Below are 18,606 nucleotides of genomic sequence, written 5' to 3' on the forward strand. Positions count from 1 at the left end.
GCGCCGAATGCGGGAGCATATTCGTGACAGCAGTGCGTGCACGTGCCATGCGGGACTGATGGATGAAAAGGCACCTGGGAGGAGAGAACACTGCAGATACGCATCATCGGCAGGCCGGATGACGCTTAGGCTGCCCGCAGCCACTCACCGTTCAATAGCAGGCTGAAAAAGCAAAGCCAGATGAAAAACTTGCGAAGGCGGATCGTCATAGATGAAGAATTATAACAAGAGAGTGGACGACCAAATTATCTCCGTGATGTTCGTTTGACTAGCTCTCACAGCCGTTTCGTTGATTGTTGTCATGCCTTCGGCTAGACTTCGTTTTTTAGGCTTCATGTACTATTTAAGGAGACATCATGCTCGGCAAACAAAAAAGAATTTTTAATTCGATGTTCGGCGCATTGGTATTGGGCGCCGTTTTTTCTACAACAGCCATCGCTGCGGAGAAGTCGGTGGCAATTACGGCAATCGTCGAGCATCCGGCACTGGATGCGGCGCGTGATGGTGTTCGCGACGAATTGAAGGATGCTGGTTTCGAAATTGAAAAAAATCTCAAATGGGATTATCAAAGCGCACAAGGTAACACTGGAACAGCCGCACAGATTGCCCGCAAATTTGTCGGCAACCGTCCAGACGCTATTGTCGCGATCGGGACTCCCTCGGCGCAAGCGGTCGTTGCCGCAACTAAATCGATACCGGTAGTATTCCTCGCTATTACTGACCCCGTAGCTGCGCAGTTGGTCAATAGCTGGCAGCCTTCCCATACCAATGTCACCGGCGTTTCCGATGTGTTGGAGTTGCCAAAGCAGATCAATCTGATCAAGAGCATTGTGCCCGGTGCCAAGCGCGTCGGCATCGTATATAACCCCGGCGAAGCCAATTCGGTAGCGGTTGTGACGCAACTTAAGGAATTGCTTGGTAAATCCGGCATGACTCTGGTCGGTGCGGCTGCTCCTCGGACAATTGATGTCGGTCAGGCCGCCAAGAGCTTAGTGGGCAGAGTGGATGTCATTTATGCCAATACGGACAACAATGTCGTGTCCGCGTTTGAATCTCTGGCCAAGGTTTGTAATGATGCCAAAATACCATTGATTGCTTCCGATACCAGCAGTGTCAAGCGTGGTGCGATTGCCGCACTGGGAATCAATTATTATGATCTTGGAAGGCAGGCAGGCAAGGAAGTCGCACGTATTTTAAAGGGTGAAAATCCGGGTGACATCGCCCCTGCCGCCAGTAATACGCTGGAATTATTCATCAACACTGCCGCTGCGCAGAAGCAAGGGGTTACATTGTCGCCTGAGCTAATTAAGTCGGCAAAAACTGTCATCAAGTAGTATCGTCAGTTATTCGCAGAAAAAATAAAAGGCCTCGCCATCGAAGCGAGGCCTATCCAACTGGGAGAGAAAATGTTTGTAGTAAAACCTCCGGCACGCATCATTGCCGGCGCGCTGGCATTGACAATGATCTGTAGCATGCCGGTACAGGCTTCTGATAAAAAAGTGCTAATCACCGCTATCGTCGATCACCCTGCGCTCGACGCGATACGAGACGGTACCAGCGATGAATTGAAGGCAGAGGGTTTCGAGGCAGGGAAAAATTTGAAATGGGAATATCAGAATGCTCAGGGAAATCCGGGAACGGCGGCTCAGATTGCCCGTAAATTCGTTGGTGAAAATCCAGATGTGATTGTGGCGATCGCCACGCCTTCGGCCCAGCCATTAGTGGCTGCGACGAAAACCATTCCTATCGTTTTTTCTGGTATTGCTGATCCGATTGCAGCACAGTTGGTCAAAAATTGGGCTCCATCAGGGACCAATGTCACCGGCATGTCGCACATGATGGATTTGACAAGGCAAATTGAAATCATCAAAAAAGTACTGCCACACGTCAAGCGCATCGGGATTGTTTACAATCCTGGCGAAGTTAATTCGGTTGTCGTTGTCAAAAATATCAAATTGCTTTTGGAAAAAGAGGGCATCACGCTAGTCGAGGCGGCAGCCCCACGGTCGGTGGATGTATCGTCTGCCGCCAGGAGTCTGGTCGGGAAGGTTGACCTGATTTACAGTACGACCGACAACAATGTCGTTGCAACGTATGAGGCATTGGTCAAAGTGTGCAACGACGCCAAAATCCCTTTGGTGGCATCGGATACGGACAGCGTCAGACGTGGTGCGATTGCCGCGCTGGGTGTTAATTTCTATGATCTGGGTCGTCAGACGGGCAAAATGGTCGGCCGTATCCTGCGCGGAGAGAAGCCGGGCGATATTGCACCGGCGAAGAGCGATAATCTGGACCTGTTCGTCAATACTGCTGCAGCTCACAAACAGGGTCTCACGCTGAGTCCTGCATTCATCAAGTCGGCCACTACAGTCATCAACTGATCCCGCTTTGCGGAAAATCGTTTAACCCCGGCTGCGCGGCTATTTATCAATTATGTGCGGCTTATAGCAAAGGCATTGGCGTGATCCGCGGATGCTGTATGTTTTTTGAGAAAGTTTATTTATGTCGTTGTACACGTTATGGGGCGCGCTGGAGATAGGATTGATTTTCAGCCTGGTAGCGCTTGGTGTATTGATTTCTTTCCGCATCCTGAATTTCCCCGATCTGACTGTCGATGGCAGTTTTCCATTGGGCGGCGCAGTGGCCGCAACCATGATCTCGGCTGGGTTCAATCCGTTTCTGGCGACTGGGGTTGCCATACTGGCCGGGGCCGCCGCTGGCCTGACCACGGCCTGGCTCAATGTGCGGCTCAAAATCATGGATCTGCTGGCGAGTATTTTGATGATGATCGCCCTGTATTCGATTAATTTGCGTGTGATGGGGCGGCCCAATGTTCCGCTCATCAATGAGCCAACTATTTTCACTTTATTGCAGCCGGACTGGTTGCCTGATTACGTACTGCGCCCATTGTTGCTGTTGGTACTGGTCGTTATCGTTAAGTTGTTGGTGGATTGGTTCTTCTCCTCAGAAACCGGCCTTGCGATGCGCGCCACCGGTGCGAATGCCCGTATGGCGCGGGCGCAAGGGGTCGCTACAGGACGTGCCACTTTGGCCGGCATGGCACTGGCCAATGCGCTGGTTGCCCTGTCGGGCGCGATGTTTGCGCAAACCCAGGGCGGCGCTGATATTTCGATGGGGATTGGAACCATTGTCATCGGATTAGCCGCCGTCATCATCGGCGAGACGATATTGCCTGCGCGCCGCATGGTGTGGACCACGCTGGCGGTGATCTTGGGTGCAATCCTCTATCGCTTCTTTATTGCGCTGGCGCTCAACAGTGATTTCATCGGTTTGCAGGCGCAAGACCTCAACCTGGTTACAGCGGTGCTGGTGATGCTGGCGCTGGTGTTGCCGATGGGTCGACGCAAAATGCTCATGCGCAAAAACGGAGGCAACTGATATGTTGAAAGCACAGGGACTGCACATCACCTTCAATGCAGGAACACCAATTGAGAACAAGGCCTTGCGTGGTCTTGATCTGGAAATTCCTACCGGACAGTTCGTTTCTGTCATCGGTTCTAACGGCGCAGGAAAATCTACTTTCCTCAATGCGATTTCAGGCGATCTTCTGGTAGACGAGGGCAGTATCGATATCGATGGTGTCAGCGTCACGCGGAAACATGCCTGGCAACGCGCGGGTATGGTGGCGCGCGTATTTCAGGATCCGATGGCGGGGACTTGTGAAGCGCTCACGATCGAAGAAAATATGGCGCTGGCCATGGCGCGGGGAAAACGACGCGGCTTGGGTTTTGCTATCAAGCGGCCTATGCGGGAGTTGTTTCGCGACAGGTTGGCCGTGCTTAACCTGGGTCTGGAAAACCGATTGACCGACCGCATCGGTCTTCTGTCGGGTGGACAACGACAGGCAGTGAGTTTGTTGATGGCCTCGTTACAGCCCTCCCGTATTTTGTTACTGGACGAGCATACGGCAGCGCTTGATCCAAAAACTGCCGCTTTTGTGCTTGAGTTGACTGACAAAATCGTTGCGGAAAATAAGCTGACCACGATGATGGTGACGCACAGCATGAGGCAGGCGCTTGATTACGGTACGCGTACCGTGATGCTGCATCAAGGCAAAGTGGTATTGGACGTTGCTGGGCCTGAGCGTGCCGGTCTCGATGTTCCTGACTTATTGCGCATGTTCGAGCAGACTCGTGGTGAAGCGCTGGCCGATGACGCCTTGTTGCTTGGCTGAGATTTCTGTTTTTTTATTCTGCCGCCGGGGTCTGGTACTTTATTTCAGGCGCCACCGGCAAAACCATTTTGACGCCAGGCCTCATAAACGACTACTGCAACGGTATTGGAGAGATTGAGGCTGCGGTTGTCCGGGCGCATTGGCAAACGGATGCGTCGGTCGGGGGCAAATGATTCTCGTAGCGCGGGATCGAGTCCCCGGGTTTCGGAGCCAAATACAAAGACGTCGCCTGGCAGAAAGACCGAATCGGCAAATGAGGCCGACCCGTGGGTCGTCAATGCAAACATGCGTTGAGGCTGAAAATCCACATTCCCTTGCATACTTTCCATGAATGCCTGCCAGTGCGGATGGACGCGCATGGTCGCGTAATCGTGGTAATCCAATCCTGCGCGGCGCATTTTGGCGTCGTCCAGCGGAAAGCCGAGCGGCTCTATCAGATGCAGCTGCGCACCGGTATTGGCGCAAAGGCGGATGATGTTGCCGGTGTTCGGTGGTATTTCTGGTTCTACAAGTACGACGTGAAACACGGGTAGCTCCTGATACGGGTGAGTGGGATGGCGAAAGGTTTCGCTGATCAACATGAAATCAATTACGCCTCTTCAGGCCGTTCGGGCCACGATGAAGTTGGTAATGCGCACGGCACCATTCTGTTTGAGCGTGGATGCTAACTCATTGAGGGTGGCGCCGGTGGTCATGACATCGTCGACTATACCGATGTGTTGGCCACGTAATTCGATTCCCGTTTGCACCGTCGGCAGGAATACGGCCTGCAAATTACGTTGCCGCGCCCGCAAAGTGAGACGGGTCTGTGCTTGAGTCTCGTATTGTCTGGCGACCAGTTGCGGCGCGAGCGGCAAATTCATCAAGGCCGCTAGCGGACGAGCAATTTCAAGTGCCTGATTGTAGCCGCGTTCCTGCAGGCGGCGCGCGCCTAATGGTACGGCGATCAACAGCGATGGCCGCGATGATGGCGGCAGGTAGGAAGGCGATTCCACGTTTTGCGTAGCGTCTGAGAGCAATTGTGCAAAAAGTGGCGCGAACGCAAGCTGCCCTCCAAATTTCAATCCGAGCAACAGGTGATCCAAGGGCGCAGCGTAAGTACTGAGCGCGATGGTGGCATCGAAAGCGGGTGTTTTTGAGAGACAGGCTCCGCAGCGACTTGACGTTTCGGTAAGTGCTAAAGGCAACGCGCATTGTTTGCAGCGGAGTACATGCGGCCCCATACACTGAAGCTGGCAACCGGTACAAAGAGCAGCGGCTGCTTCGCGTCCGCACAAGGCGCAGCTGGCTGGCAGCAAATATTTCATCAGGCGAGCCACGGTGTGTGACACTGGTGCGAGGCGCTGGAGTAGATGGTGGGTACGAGAAGGCATTAGCAGTAAAAATGTGAATTGTTCGGTGAATTACCCCCACAAGCACGCCAGCCGCCTTGCGGTGGGAAATCAACTACACTACGCCGATTATCTCATTGGAATCGCCACGGCTCTATGTCTGTTATCCCTCCTTTTTCCGATGTCAAATTAAGTGCGCCGATTGATCTGTCGCTGGTCCGCCAATTGTTTTCGAATACTGAGCGTGTCGCCGGATCGGACTTTTTACGGCGTGAAATTGCTTCCCGTATGCAGGAGCGGCTCGCGCTGATCAACATCGAGCCGCAGCAAGTGCTGGATGCTGGCTGTGGCGAAGGTGCCGATTTGCTTGTCTTGCAACAGCGATTTCCGGCGGCTCAAGTCATCGGATTGGATGGCGCATCGGCGATGCTGGCAGTGGCGCTCGAACGTCGCAGACAGGCATGGTCTTCTTTGCATCGCTGGCTCTCCGCCTGGCTCCCGGCAGGCCGACGCGCCGATCAGGCCAGCGGACAATTATTATGTGGCGATTTTGCGCAATTACCGTTTGGCACGAATGCGCTTGACTTGGTGTGGTCGAATCTCGCCCTGCACTGGCATCCGCAGCCGGATCGACTGTTTGCTGAATGGCGGCGGGTGCTGCGGGTCGGTGGTGTCGTCATGTTTTCCTGTTTTGGGCCAGACACTTTTCGCGAGATCCGTCAGGCCTTCGAGGCGGTTGACGATGCTCCGCATGTCTTGCCATTTGTCGATATGCACGATTTTGGCGATATGTTGGTTACGGCCGGTTTCTCAACTCCGGTCATGGATATGGAAATGATTACGGTGACGTACGATTCTGCGCAGCAGTTACTGCGCGATGCGCGCGCCTGGGGTGGTAATCCGCTTGAAACCCGGCAGCGCGGCTTGCTTGGACGGGCCGCTAAAGAGCGACTGATTCAGGCGCTTGAAAGTCAGCGGCGTCCTGACGGCAAGCTGGGCCTGAGTTTTGAGGTGGTGTACGGACATGCATTTCGGCCGGAGGCCAAGAAAATCGCCAGCGGGGAGTCGATCATTCGCTTTGATTCCCCTAAAAAATAAATTGTAAATGTACGAAAATAAGCAGGGGAGCAAGTAAGAGGTCAGCGGTGTTAGTTTGGGATGAGAGGATCTCTTTGCATGCACGCTATGGGAACCACGAAACATTTCGATACAAAATCAGGTTGCACCGTATAATTCAAGGGTTTTAGCTTCTGCGAACGCGTTCGGGGCAGATGTTTATAGTATTAGTGCCAGCTTGATGCATGCAGGTATTAAGCGATTGCCCGTCATGTTGTTCCCGACCATTGCTGATCTCGATTTTCGGAGGGCAGATAGGCTTGGGTATAGCGAGTGGAGCGTTTGGTAGGGCCGTAAAGGCAGTCGGGAGTCGCGGTTTTTTGCGTGAACCTAAGTAGGAAGAAAGTAGTCGTGTCGTCGAAAGAAGGATGACGGCAGCAACTTTTTTCTTGAGTAAAATTTAATAATTATTATATCCGAGGCATTTGTGGAAATCATGAAAAATGCGACGCGCCTTCAATCGTTGATGCTTGGTGCATCGCTTCTGGCGGCTTCCATGCCATCGCAGGCGGTGGTTGACAGCAAGGGTGGGCCGGCAGTACTCCAGATGAATTTTCAACCGCCTGTGACGCAAATTGCAGAGCAGATTTATTCGCTGCACACGCTGATGCTGATCATCTGCCTGGTGATTTTCTTTGCCGTGTTTGGCGTGATGTTTTACTCGATTCTCAAACATCGTAAGTCGCTCGGTCATAAGTCGGCCAGCTTTCATGAGAGTACGGCAGTCGAGATTGCCTGGACCATCATCCCCTTCATTATCGTCATCGGCATGGCCTTGCCTGCCACCAAGACAGTTGTGGCGATGAAGGATACTTCCAACGCCGATCTGACTATCAAGGCTACCGGTATGCAGTGGAAGTGGGGTTACGATTACCTCAATGGTGAAGGTGCCGGCATTTCCTTTTTGTCCAATCTGGCTACGCCACATGAACAAATCGTCGATTCCACCAAAGTCAAAAACGACAATTACCTGATCGAAGTCGATAATCCGGTCGTTGTACCCGTCAACAAGAAGGTACGTATCATCACGACCGCTAACGATGTGATCCATTCCTGGACCATACCGGCTTTCGGCGTCAAGCAAGATGCGATTCCTGGTTTTGTCCGGGATACCTGGTTCAAGGCAGAAAAGATCGGTACCTACCGCGGTCAGTGCGTCGAATTGTGCGGCAAGGATCATGCCTTCATGCCTATCGTCGTCAATGTCGTCAGCGAAGCGGATTACAAAATCTGGTCCGACGGCAAGCTCAAGGAAATGGCCGCGAAGGCGGAAGACCCTAACAAGGTCTGGACTATCGATGAGCTGAAGACGCGCGGCGAAAAAGTATTCACTGCCAATTGCGCCGTCTGCCATCAGGCAAACGGCAAGGGTGTGCCCGGCGCGTTCCCGGCACTGGATGCCGATCCTATCGTCAATGGCCCTCGTGCAGCGCAAATCAACCTGTTGTTGAATGGTAAAAATGCGATGCCTGCCTGGAAGTCGGTTCTGTCCGATACTGAAATCGCCGCCGTGATTACCTATACACGCAATAGCTGGTCCAACAAGGCCCAGGAAAACATAGTTCAACCAGCGGAAGTACTGGCTGCGCGCAAGTAACTGAATCGGGAGATTGAAATGAGTATAACCACCGTCGATCACGCACACGATCCCGCACATAAGCACGACCACGGCGATGATCATGCACATGATCATCCGCACGGCTGGCGTCGTTGGCTGTTTGCCACCAATCACAAGGATATCGGTAGCCTTTACCTGTGGTTTTCGTTCACGATGTTGTTGTCAGGCGGCGTACTGGCCCTGTTGATTCGTGCCGAGCTGTTCCAGCCCGGACTGCAGTTCTTCAAGCCGGAGTTCTTTAATCAGCTGACCACGATGCACGGTCTGATCATGGTGTTTGGCGCGATCATGCCGGCGTTCGTGGGTTTCGCCAACTGGATGATCCCATTGCAAATCGGTGCCTCCGATATGGCATTTGCGCGGATGAACAACTTTTCATTCTGGTTGCTCCCGCCGGCGGCACTGCTGCTGGCAACATCGTTCCTGGTGCCGGGCGGCGCAACTGCTGCCGGCTGGACCTTGTATGCGCCGCTGTCGACGCAAATGGGGCCAGGGATGGATATGGCAATTTTCGCCATCCACATCATGGGCGCATCGTCGATCATGGGCTCGATCAATATCATCGTCACGGTGCTCAATATGCGCGCGCCCGGCATGACACTGATGAAGATGCCGATGTTTTGCTGGACCTGGTTGATTACGGCCTACCTGCTGATTGCCGTGATGCCGGTTCTGGCAGGCGCGATTACGATGACCCTTACCGATCGCCATTTCGGCACGTCCTTCTTTAATGCTGCCGGTGGCGGCGATCCGGTGATGTACCAGCATATTTTCTGGTTCTTCGGTCACCCTGAGGTGTACATCATGATTCTGCCGGCGTTTGGTATCGTCTCGCAGATCATTCCGGCGTTCGCCCGCAAGCAACTGTTCGGCTATGCATCGATGGTGTATGCGACGGCATCGATTGCCATTCTGTCGTTCATCGTCTGGGCTCACCACATGTTCACCACCGGCATGCCGGTGACTGCGCAACTGTTCTTCATGTACGCCACGATGCTCATTGCGGTACCTACCGGTGTCAAGATTTTCAACTGGATTGCGACGATGTGGCGCGGCTCGATGACATTTGAAACGCCGATGCTGTTTTCGATCGGATTCATCTTCGTCTTCACCATGGGTGGTTTTACCGGTCTGATTCTGGCGGTCACGCCTATCGACATTCAAATGCAGGATACCTACTACGTGGTGGCGCATTTCCACTATGTGCTGGTCGCCGGTTCGCTGTTCGCGCTGTTTGCCGGGTTCTACTACTGGAGTCCTAAGTGGACTGGCTTCATGTACAACGAGACCCGCGGCAAGATTCATTTCTGGAATTCGCTGATCTGGTTCAACATCACCTTCTTCCCTATGCATTTCCTGGGGTTGGCCGGTATGCCGCGCCGCTATGCCGACTATCCGGCGCAGTTCACCGATTTCAATATGTTGGCATCGGTTGGCGCGCTCGGTTTTGGTCTGACCCAGGTGTACTTCCTGTTCTGGGTCGTGATTCCAGCAATCAAGGGTGGCCAGAAGGCTGCAGATAAGCCTTGGGAAGGCGCCGAAGGTTTGGAGTGGACTGTGCCTAGCCCTGCACCTTTCCATACTTTCGAAATTCCACCCGTCGTTAAATAAGGATGGCAGGCGAAAGCCTGCTGCTATCTATGACTGATAAGTTGAAATCGAAAAATTTACGCACTGCATTGATGGTGGGTGGTTTGGCGCTCTTTTTCTTCGTTGCCATCTTTTTTAAAAGACTGTGGTTTAGTTAATGCCTGCTGATGACAATAAGCAGTCTGATGAGGTGGTGCAGACAAGATTATTGAACCGGCAGGTGTTCACCAAGCTGGTGCTGATTGCTGTGCTGATGTTCGGCTTTGGTTATGCCTTGGTGCCTGTGTATAAAAGAATCTGCGAATTGACCGGTGTGAATTTTCTGACGCCGAAAGATGAAACAGTGAAGGCACCGGTCAATACGCAAATCGATAAAAATCGGATCGTAACGGTGGAGTTTGATGCCAATTCGCGCGGTCCATGGCGTTTTCGTCCGACGGTCAATAGCTTGCAGGTGCACCCTGGTGAAATGACTCAGGTGGTCTACGAAGTGGTTAATACACAGGCGCGCAAGATGGATGCGCAAGCGATACCAAGCTATGCGCCGCAGCAGGCAATGGCGTTTTTCAAAAAAGTCGAATGTTTTTGTTTTACCCAGCAAACGCTGGGGCCAAATCAGGCCAAGCAGATGCCGGTCGTGTTTTTTATCGATCCGGCTTTGCCGAAAGATATAAAGACCATCACCTTGTCGTACACGTTTTTTGAAGTCGGTGGAGTGTCGGGGTCGGGCAAGACTTAAATCATCGCTGATTCCGCAGAGCGGCAGATGAGCGATCCCCGAAGTGATGCCTCCGTGGACAGTTTGCGTGATGGCCAATGAAGTTATTTGATTAGGTATTGGGAGAGATGCAATGAGTGCTCAAAACATGAAGGCGCCGCATTATTTTGTGCCGGGTCCATCCGGATGGCCGCTATTCGCAGGCGTGTCGCTGCTGGTAATGATGATTGGCGCATCGGCTTGGGTGAATGGCGAATCTTGGGCGCCATTTGTCAATATCGTCGGTTTGCTTGGATTTTTGGTGGTGCTGTACAAATGGTTCGGCCAGGCCATCGGCGAATCCGAATCCGGTCTGTACAGCAAGCAGATTGACTTGTCGTTCCGGTGGAGCATGAGCTGGTTCATCTTTTCCGAAGTCATGTTTTTTGCTGCATTTTTTGGCGCACTGTTTTACGCCCGCAGCGTTTCCATGCCTTGGCTCGCAGATCTGGATCATAAAGTCCTGTGGCCGGATTTCACCGCCCATTGGGGCAACCTGGGCCCGGCTAATCTGGTAGAACCGTTCCGCACCATGGGGCCGTTTCCTATCCCCACGATCAACACCGCTCTGCTGCTGACCTCCGGCGTGACGCTGACCTTATCTCACCACGCCTTGCGCGCCGGGCACCGGACGCAAACCTCAGTTTGGTTGTTTCTGACGATTCTGCTGGGGGCGACGTTCATGTGTTTCCAGGCGTTCGAATACACCGAGGCCTATCAGGAATTCAACCTCAAGCTGACATCCGGCATTTACGGTTCCACCTTCTTTTTGCTGACCGGGTTCCATGGTTTCCATGTCACTATCGGAGCGATCATGTTGTCGGTGGTGTTATACCGCCATCTGAAGGGACACTTTACCCCTGATAGTCATTTTGCGTTCGAAGGTGCGGCATGGTACTGGCACTTTGTTGACGTGGTCTGGCTGGGCTTGTATGTGGTGGTGTACTGGTTGTAAGGCGATTTAATGTCAGTGGTTGCCTACCGCACTTAAGGCAGTACATTCACAAAGTAAAAAAACTGCACACAAAGTGATCTGAACCCCGAAAGTTGAACATCAACTTTCGGGGTTTTTTATTGAAGAAATGCACGGCTCAATTCAAGCCGGCAGTTGTTTTGCAATATCTGGGCGGCGAGATCGGTCTTAAAGCGCTGGCTCGAGAGCACGAGTTGGGCGATTCGTTGATCAAGCGATCGGTCAACCTGTACAAAGCGGATGGTGATGCTGGATTGGAAAAGAAATTCATACGCTTTGGCAAAACGCAAAAATTAGAGATTCTCTGGTACCTGTGGGCTATGGAGCTCTTTTGTGAGCAGGCCGCCTGTATGTTCAACATTCGCAGCCCCATATTGTTCTAACAATACCCTTGTCGCGTAGTCGGTGACTTTGCTCCAAGAAAGGATCGCGGCGCTCGGAAGATTCAATTGCACTAAAGTAGTCAGCGCACGATGGCGGTGTTGAGTTATTTATTTATGAGTTTGCCTCCGTGCTATAGTGCGGCCTCTTTTCGCTGGCGGCAGTGGGTTGGCAAAGGAAGTGGCGAAACAGGTAAGTTGTTTTAATAGTGGGACGAAAGCAGCCGATTCGCCAAATAGTTTAAAAAGGTATTGACTGAAGTCTAAGGATGTCGCATAATCTCGCTTCTGTGTTGTTGAGCAGGAAGAAAAAAGAAAAAATGTAGTTGAAAAACAAAATTTAGCGATGACACAAAACGATGTGATTGCGGCATAAGCGGAAGTTCAGGGATGAATGAAAGCGATGCGAAGTAGCAGAGTATGTTGGGCGGCGAAGTGTGCGGCTTGGGTGCGATGAGACTGAAAGTTCTTTAAAAATTAACTGTCGATAAGTGTGGGCGTTTGATGGAACTGTGGCGATATTTCTTCGGAAGTGTCGCAAACTTTATACATTAAATGTTCACAAGAAATATAGGTAAGATCGAAAGAAATTATCTGTCAGTATTTTGAGTGAGCGATACCCGAGAGGGTAGGCAGCAATGCCACAAAACAGAGATTAAACTGAAGAGTTTGATCCTGGCTCAGATTGAACGCTGGCGGCATGCCTTACACATGCAAGTCGAACGGCAGCGCGGGAGCAATCCTGGCGGCGAGTGGCGAACGGGTGAGTAATATATCGGAACGTGCCCTAGAGTGGGGGATAACTAGTCGAAAGATTAGCTAATACCGCATACGATCTAAGGATGAAAGTGGGGGATCGCAAGACCTCATGCTCGTGGAGCGGCCGATATCTGATTAGCTAGTTGGTGGGGTAAAAGCCTACCAAGGCGACGATCAGTAGCTGGTCTGAGAGGACGACCAGCCACACTGGGACTGAGACACGGCCCAGACTCCTACGGGAGGCAGCAGTGGGGAATTTTGGACAATGGGCGCAAGCCTGATCCAGCAATGCCGCGTGAGTGAAGAAGGCCTTCGGGTTGTAAAGCTCTTTTGTCAGGGAAGAAACGGTCTGGATTAATACTCTGGGCTAATGACGGTACCTGAAGAATAAGCACCGGCTAACTACGTGCCAGCAGCCGCGGTAATACGTAGGGTGCAAGCGTTAATCGGAATTACTGGGCGTAAAGCGTGCGCAGGCGGTTGTGCAAGACAGATGTGAAATCCCCGGGCTTAACCTGGGAATTGCATTTGTGACTGCACGGCTAGAGTGTGTCAGAGGGGGGTAGAATTCCACGTGTAGCAGTGAAATGCGTAGATATGTGGAGGAATACCGATGGCGAAGGCAGCCCCCTGGGATAACACTGACGCTCATGCACGAAAGCGTGGGGAGCAAACAGGATTAGATACCCTGGTAGTCCACGCCCTAAACGATGTCTACTAGTTGTCGGGTCTTAATTGACTTGGTAACGCAGCTAACGCGTGAAGTAGACCGCCTGGGGAGTACGGTCGCAAGATTAAAACTCAAAGGAATTGACGGGGACCCGCACAAGCGGTGGATGATGTGGATTAATTCGATGCAACGCGAAAAACCTTACCTACCCTTGACATGGATGGAATCCTGAAGAGATTTGGGAGTGCTCGAAAGAGAACCATTACACAGGTGCTGCATGGCTGTCGTCAGCTCGTGTCGTGAGATGTTGGGTTAAGTCCCGCAACGAGCGCAACCCTTGTCATTAGTTGCTACGAAAGGGCACTCTAATGAGACTGCCGGTGACAAACCGGAGGAAGGTGGGGATGACGTCAAGTCCTCATGGCCCTTATGGGTAGGGCTTCACACGTCATACAATGGTACATACAGAGGGCCGCCAACCCGCGAGGGGGAGCTAATCCCAGAAAGTGTATCGTAGTCCGGATTGGAGTCTGCAACTCGACTCCATGAAGTTGGAATCGCTAGTAATCGCGGATCAGCATGTCGCGGTGAATACGTTCCCGGGTCTTGTACACACCGCCCGTCACACCATGGGAGCGGGTTTTACCAGAAGTAGGTAGCCTAACCGTAAGGAGGGCGCTTACCACGGTAGGATTCGTGACTGGGGTGAAGTCGTAACAAGGTAGCCGTATCGGAAGGTGCGGCTGGATCACCTCCTTTCTAGAGTGCACGGGGAAGTCAAGCGTCCACACTTATCGACAAGTTAATGAAGAAAAGAACAGTTATTTGGCTGCGCGACTGGGGCGCGATGTAAAGCGCGAGAGTTGGCCGCTGTGTACTGATCCAAGCGGGTCTGTAGCTCAGCTGGTTAGAGCACCGTGTTGATAACGCGGGGGTCGTTGGTTCGAGCCCAACCAGACCCACCAAGGTACAAGATTATCAAGCGAAGTTTGATAAGAAGTAAATGGGGGTTTAGCTCAGCTGGGAGAGCACCTGCTTTGCAAGCAGGGGGTCGTCGGTTCGATCCCGTCAACCTCCACCAAGAAATATCAAACCTAAGTCGAACGCGAAGAGCGTGCGGATTTAGGTTTGATCTTTTAGATCACTAGCTGTTTCGTTCTTTAACAATCTGGAAGAAGTAAAGATTTATCAATTTAAGCGGATTCACGCAAGTGGAGAAGTGGAGATTGATGGGTGTGATTGTATCAAATCAAAAAAGTATTATTTGAAGTGATCTTTAAGTTTTAGAAGACCGCTTTGGAAATACGGCAAACGCTAAACTCATAGAAATACCCTTGTAACCACTTTTTGTCTGCGAATGAACGGTAGTACAGCAGATGAGAAGCTAAAGTTATAGGGACAAGTGAATAAGTGCACATGGTGGATGCCTTGGCGATGTCAGGCGATGAAGGACGTAGTAGCTTGCGATAAGCTGCGGGGAGCTAGCAAACAAGCTTTGATCCGCAGATTTCCGAATGGGGTAACCCGGCCTTAGGGTCATTTAACACTGAATACATAGGTGTTAAAAGCGAACGCGGCGAACTGAAACATCTAAGTAGCTGCAGGAAAAGAAATCAACCGAGATTCCCAGAGTAGTGGCGAGCGAAATGGGACCAGCCTGCAAGATTTAGCATTATTGATAGTAGAAAGCTCTGGAAAGTGCTGCCATAGAGGGTGATAGTCCCTTATACGAAATCAGTAGTGTGGAACTAAGCTTGCGACAAGTAGGGCGGGACACGTGAAATCCTGTCTGAACATGGGGGGACCATCCTCCAAGGCTAAATACTCGACATCGACCGATAGTGAACCAGTACCGTGAGGGAAAGGCGAAAAGAACCCCGGAAGGGGAGTGAAATAGATCCTGAAACCGTGTGCATACAAACAGTAGGAGCGGACTTGTTCCGTGACTGCGTACCTTTTGTATAATGGGTCAGCGACTTACATTCAGTGGCAAGCTTAACCGTATAGGGAAGGCGTAGAGAAATCGAGTCCGAATAGGGCGATAGTCGCTGGGTGTAGACCCGAAACCAAGTGATCTACTCATGGCCAGGTTGAAGGTGCGGTAACACGCACTGGAGGACCGAACCCACTAATGTTGAAAAATTAGGGGATGAGCTGTGGGTAGGGGTGAAAGGCTAAACAAACTTGGAAATAGCTGGTTCTCTCCGAAAACTATTTAGGTAGTGCCTCAAGTATCACCATCGGGGGTAGAGCACTGTTATGGCTAGGGGGTCATCGCGACTTACCAACCCATTGCAAACTCCGAATACCGATGAGTGCGAGCTTGGGAGACAGACGTCGGGTGCTAACGTCCGGCGTCAAGAGGGAAACAACCCAGACCGCCAGCTAAGGTCCCAAAGATTGGCTAAGTGGAAAACGAAGTGGGAAGGCTAAAACAGTCAGGAGGTTGGCTTAGAAGCAGCCACCCTTTAAAGAAAGCGTAATAGCTCACTGATCGAGTCGTCCTGCGCGGAAGATGTAACGGGGCTAAGCCAGTCACCGAAGCTGCGGATATGTGTTTACACATATGGTAGGAGAGCGTTCTGTAAGCCTGCGAAGGTGTCTTGTAAAGGATGCTGGAGGTATCAGAAGTGCGAATGCTGACATGAGTAGCGATAATGGGGGTGAAAAGCCCCCACGCCGTAAGCCCAAGGTTTCCTGTTCAACGTTCATCGGAGCAGGGTGAGTCGGCCCCTAAGGCGAGGCAGAGATGCGTAGCTGATGGGAAGCAGGTTAATATTCCTGCACCGTCGTTAGATGCGATGGGGGGACGGATCGCGGAAGGTTGTCCGGGTGTTGGAAGTCCCGGTTCCTAACTCACAGAAGGCTACTAGGTAAATCCGGTAGCGTAATTCAAGGGGTTGGGACGAGTGAATTTATTCACGAAGCAATTGGAAGTGGTTCCAAGAAAAGCCTCTAAGCTTCAGTCTAACGAGACCGTACCGCAAACCGACACAGGTGGGCGAGATGAGTATTCTAAGGCGCTTGAGAGAACTCGGGAGAAGGAACTCGGCAAATTTGTACCGTAACTTCGGGATAAGGTACGCCCTAGTAGTTTGACTGGCCTGCGCCAGAAGGACAAAAGGGCTGCAATAAAAAGGTGGCTGCGACTGTTTAATAAAAACACAGCACTATGCAAACACGAAAGTGGACGTATATGGTGTGACTCCTGCCCGGTGCTGGAAGATTAAATGATGGGGTGCAAGCTCTTGATTGAAGTCCCAGTAAACGGCGGCCGTAACTATAACGGTCCTAAGGTAGCGAAATTCCTTGTCGGGTAAGTTCCGACCTGCACGAATGGAGTAACGATGGCCACACTGTCTCCTCCCGAGACTCAGCGAAGTTGAAATGTTTGTGATGATGCAATCTACCCGCGGCTAGACGGAAAGACCCCATGAACCTTTACTGTAGCTTTGCATTGAATTTTGAACCAATCTGTGTAGGATAGGTGGGAGGCTTTGAAGCGTGAACGCTAGTTTGCGTGGAGCCAACCTTGAAATACCACCCTGGTTTGTTTGAGATTCTAACCTTGGTCCGTTATCCGGATCGGGAACAGTGCATGGTAGGCAGTTTGACTGGGGCGGTCTCCTCCTAAAGTGTAACGGAGGAGTTCGAAGGTACGCTAGGTACGGTCGGACATCGTGCTAATAGTGCAATGGCATAAGCGTGCTTAACTGCGAGACTGACAAGTCGAGCAGGTACGAAAGTAGGACATAGTGATCCGGTGGTTCTGTATGGAAGGGCCATCGCTCAACGGATAAAAGGTACTCTGGGGATAACAGGCTGATTCCTCCCAAGAGTTCATATCGACGGGGGAGTTTGGCACCTCGATGTCGGCTCATCACATCCTGGGGCTGTAGCCGGTCCCAAGGGTATGGCTGTTCGCCATTTAAAGTGGTACGTGAGCTGGGTTTAAAACGTCGTGAGACAGTTTGGTCCCTATCTGCCGTGGGCGTTGGAAGTTTGAAGGGGGCTGCTCCTAGTACGAGAGGACCGGAGTGGACGAACCTCTGGTGTATCGGTTGTCACGCCAGTGGCATTGCCGAGTAGCTAAGTTCGGAAGAGATAACCGCTGAAAGCATCTAAGCGGGAAACTCGCCTTAAGATGATACTTCCCGGGAACTAGATTCCCCTAAAGGGTCGTTCGAGACCAGGACGTTGATAGGTCAGGTGTGGAAGCGTAGTAATACGTTAAGCTAACTGATACTAATTGCCCGTGAGGCTTGTCCCTATAACCTTAGCTGGTTATATTCGATGAGATTTGTGTTTGCCTTGGTCGGTACAACACACCCGGCGTCTCTGCCCAGAGATGCCAACTTTACTTCTTCCCAGATTGCGCTTTGTGCTGCTCCCGTTGGAGAGCACCGAGTGTTACAAGTTATGCCTGATGACTATAGCAAGTTGGTACCACCCCTTCCCATCCCGAACAGGACCGTGAAACGACTTCGCGCCAATGATAGTGCTGCAACCAGTGTGAAAGTAGGTCATCGTCAGGCTTTGTTTTAAATAAAAGGGCCCTAGCTTAACCGCTACGGCCCTTTTTCTATTTCAACTCAATAATCTTCAGCGTAGCGGCTTTGTGACCTGCCCCCAAGAATTAGCGACAGCGCGCAGTAGAATCGTAAGCGTCGAGCTGACCTGCCCCAAACATGAGCATCAAGTCTGAGTATGACCTGCTCCCCGAGATTAGTACGGCAATAATGTAGAGTTTGCCCCTAAGGAGGCAAGCATGAAGAATCGATTCACGGAAGAACAGATCATTGGCGTATTAAAAGAAGCGGAAACTGGTGTAAAAGTGGCGTAGCTTTGCCGGAAACACGGTATTAGCGACGCCACCTATTACAACTGGAAAGCGAAATTCGGCGGGATGGCGGTATCCGAAGCACAACGACTCAAGGTTCTTGAAGCAGAGAGCGCCAAGTTGAAACGCTTGTTGGCAGAATCAATGCCCGACAATGCCGCGCTCAAGGACCTTGTTTCGCGAAAATGGTAAGCCCACAGGAAAGACGGGAAGCGGTCGCCGTTCTTCAAACCGAATGGCAACTGTCTGAACGTCGGGCCCGTGGGCTGATCAACATGTCCACTTCCGTCTTGCGCTACCAACGCCGAACGGAGGGCAATCAGATCCTGCGTGAGCGCATCACCGACATCGCGGGTCAGCGTCGGCGCTTTGGTTAT

General features: G+C 51.8%; 12 protein-coding genes, 2 tRNA genes, 3 rRNA genes and 1 pseudogene. 16 read left to right on the top strand and 2 right to left on the bottom strand.

All coding sequences use genetic code 11. From position 1 onward, the window contains the following. Positions 1-356 precede the first annotated feature (356 nt). The 4 genes from RGU70_RS05025 (at position 357) to RGU70_RS05040 (ending at position 4,195) form a co-directional block, all read left to right on the top strand. The gene (locus RGU70_RS05025) at positions 357-1,334 is read left to right on the top strand and encodes an ABC transporter substrate-binding protein (RefSeq protein WP_416186481.1); all 978 of its coding nucleotides are present in this window, start codon (positions 357-359) and stop codon (positions 1,332-1,334) included. 72 nt (positions 1,335-1,406) lie between these two features. Next, positions 1,407-2,381, top strand: coding sequence for an ABC transporter substrate-binding protein (locus RGU70_RS05030; protein ID WP_322208303.1), 975 nt, complete (start codon positions 1,407-1,409; stop codon positions 2,379-2,381). 121 nt (positions 2,382-2,502) lie between these two features. Next, positions 2,503-3,399: an ABC transporter permease gene (locus RGU70_RS05035; protein ID WP_322208304.1), complete on the top strand. Its 897-nt coding sequence runs from the start codon at positions 2,503-2,505 to the stop codon at positions 3,397-3,399. Position 3,400: 1 nt separating this feature from the next. Continuing rightward, positions 3,401-4,195: an ABC transporter ATP-binding protein gene (locus RGU70_RS05040; RefSeq protein WP_322208305.1), complete on the top strand. Its 795-nt coding sequence runs from the start codon at positions 3,401-3,403 to the stop codon at positions 4,193-4,195. 44 nt (positions 4,196-4,239) lie between these two features. On the opposite strand, the gene RGU70_RS05045 is transcribed toward RGU70_RS05040, so the two are convergent. Together RGU70_RS05045 and RGU70_RS05050 are read right to left on the bottom strand one after the other, a co-directional pair. After that, positions 4,240-4,722, bottom strand: coding sequence for a tRNA (cytidine(34)-2'-O)-methyltransferase (locus RGU70_RS05045; protein ID WP_322208306.1), 483 nt, complete (start codon positions 4,720-4,722; stop codon positions 4,240-4,242). A 72-nt stretch (positions 4,723-4,794) separates the two neighbouring features. Next, a complete protein-coding gene (locus RGU70_RS05050; protein WP_322208307.1) occupies positions 4,795-5,190 on the bottom strand; it encodes a ComF family protein in 396 nt (131 codons plus the stop codon). Positions 5,191-5,682: 492 nt separating this feature from the next. Here RGU70_RS05050 and RGU70_RS05055 point away from each other — a divergent pair, with 492 nt between their 5' ends. The 12 genes and pseudogenes from RGU70_RS05055 to RGU70_RS05110 form a co-directional block, all read left to right on the top strand. After that, positions 5,683-6,624 carry a methyltransferase domain-containing protein gene (locus RGU70_RS05055; protein WP_322208308.1) on the top strand — a complete coding sequence of 314 codons (942 nt, stop codon included), beginning with the start codon at positions 5,683-5,685 and terminating at the stop codon, positions 6,622-6,624. Between the two features lie 454 nt (positions 6,625-7,078). Next, a complete protein-coding gene (coxB, locus tag RGU70_RS05060; protein WP_322208309.1) occupies positions 7,079-8,239 on the top strand; it encodes a cytochrome c oxidase subunit II in 1,161 nt (386 codons plus the stop codon). An 18-nt stretch (positions 8,240-8,257) separates the two neighbouring features. Next, entirely contained in the window at positions 8,258-9,871 is a 1,614-nt protein-coding gene (gene ctaD, locus RGU70_RS05065) for a cytochrome c oxidase subunit I (RefSeq protein ID WP_322208310.1), read from the top strand. Between the two features lie 136 nt (positions 9,872-10,007). Further along, on the top strand, positions 10,008-10,589 hold the full coding sequence (locus tag RGU70_RS05070; protein ID WP_322208311.1) for a cytochrome c oxidase assembly protein: 582 nt from the start codon (positions 10,008-10,010) through the stop codon (positions 10,587-10,589). A 112-nt stretch (positions 10,590-10,701) separates the two neighbouring features. Then, entirely contained in the window at positions 10,702-11,562 is an 861-nt protein-coding gene (locus RGU70_RS05075; RefSeq protein ID WP_322208312.1) for a cytochrome c oxidase subunit 3, read from the top strand. A 92-nt stretch (positions 11,563-11,654) separates the two neighbouring features. Next, positions 11,655-11,963, top strand: coding sequence for a hypothetical protein (locus tag RGU70_RS05080; protein WP_322208313.1), 309 nt, complete (start codon positions 11,655-11,657; stop codon positions 11,961-11,963). A 654-nt stretch (positions 11,964-12,617) separates the two neighbouring features. Further along, a 16S ribosomal RNA gene (locus RGU70_RS05085) occupies positions 12,618-14,148 on the top strand. Positions 14,149-14,277: 129 nt separating this feature from the next. Continuing rightward, positions 14,278-14,354: transfer RNA gene (locus RGU70_RS05090), tRNA-Ile, on the top strand. A 40-nt stretch (positions 14,355-14,394) separates the two neighbouring features. Beyond that, positions 14,395-14,470, top strand: a tRNA-Ala gene (locus tag RGU70_RS05095). A 315-nt stretch (positions 14,471-14,785) separates the two neighbouring features. After that, a 23S ribosomal RNA gene (locus RGU70_RS05100) occupies positions 14,786-17,659 on the top strand. A gap of 152 nt (positions 17,660-17,811) precedes the next feature. Continuing rightward, positions 17,812-17,924 (top strand): 5S ribosomal RNA (rrf, locus tag RGU70_RS05105). The 16S, 23S and 5S rRNA genes sit together here with 2 tRNA genes alongside, the layout of an rRNA operon. A 233-nt stretch (positions 17,925-18,157) precedes the next feature. Next, a pseudogene (locus RGU70_RS05110) lies at positions 18,158-18,496 on the top strand (transposase); the annotation flags it as partial. Positions 18,497-18,606: the final 110 nt, after the last annotated feature.

Origin of the sequence: Herbaspirillum sp. RTI4 (assembly GCF_034313965.1) — a bacterium.
Classification (GTDB): domain Bacteria; phylum Pseudomonadota; class Gammaproteobacteria; order Burkholderiales; family Burkholderiaceae_D; genus Herbaspirillum.

Excerpts from the sequence above, each read along its gene's own strand:
- RGU70_RS05025 (WP_416186481.1), top strand. The coding sequence starts at position 357 with ATGCTCGGCAAACAAAAAAGAATTTTTAATTCGATGTTCGGCGCATTG.
- RGU70_RS05030 (WP_322208303.1), top strand. The coding sequence starts at position 1,407 with ATGTTTGTAGTAAAACCTCCGGCACGCATCATTGCCGGCGCGCTGGCA.
- RGU70_RS05035 (WP_322208304.1), top strand. The coding sequence starts at position 2,503 with ATGTCGTTGTACACGTTATGGGGCGCGCTGGAGATAGGATTGATTTTC.
- RGU70_RS05040 (WP_322208305.1), top strand. The coding sequence starts at position 3,401 with ATGTTGAAAGCACAGGGACTGCACATCACCTTCAATGCAGGAACACCA.
- RGU70_RS05055 (WP_322208308.1), top strand. The coding sequence starts at position 5,683 with ATGTCTGTTATCCCTCCTTTTTCCGATGTCAAATTAAGTGCGCCGATT.
- coxB (WP_322208309.1), top strand. The coding sequence starts at position 7,079 with ATGAAAAATGCGACGCGCCTTCAATCGTTGATGCTTGGTGCATCGCTT.
- ctaD (WP_322208310.1), top strand. The coding sequence starts at position 8,258 with ATGAGTATAACCACCGTCGATCACGCACACGATCCCGCACATAAGCAC.
- RGU70_RS05070 (WP_322208311.1), top strand. The coding sequence starts at position 10,008 with ATGCCTGCTGATGACAATAAGCAGTCTGATGAGGTGGTGCAGACAAGA.
- RGU70_RS05075 (WP_322208312.1), top strand. The coding sequence starts at position 10,702 with ATGAGTGCTCAAAACATGAAGGCGCCGCATTATTTTGTGCCGGGTCCA.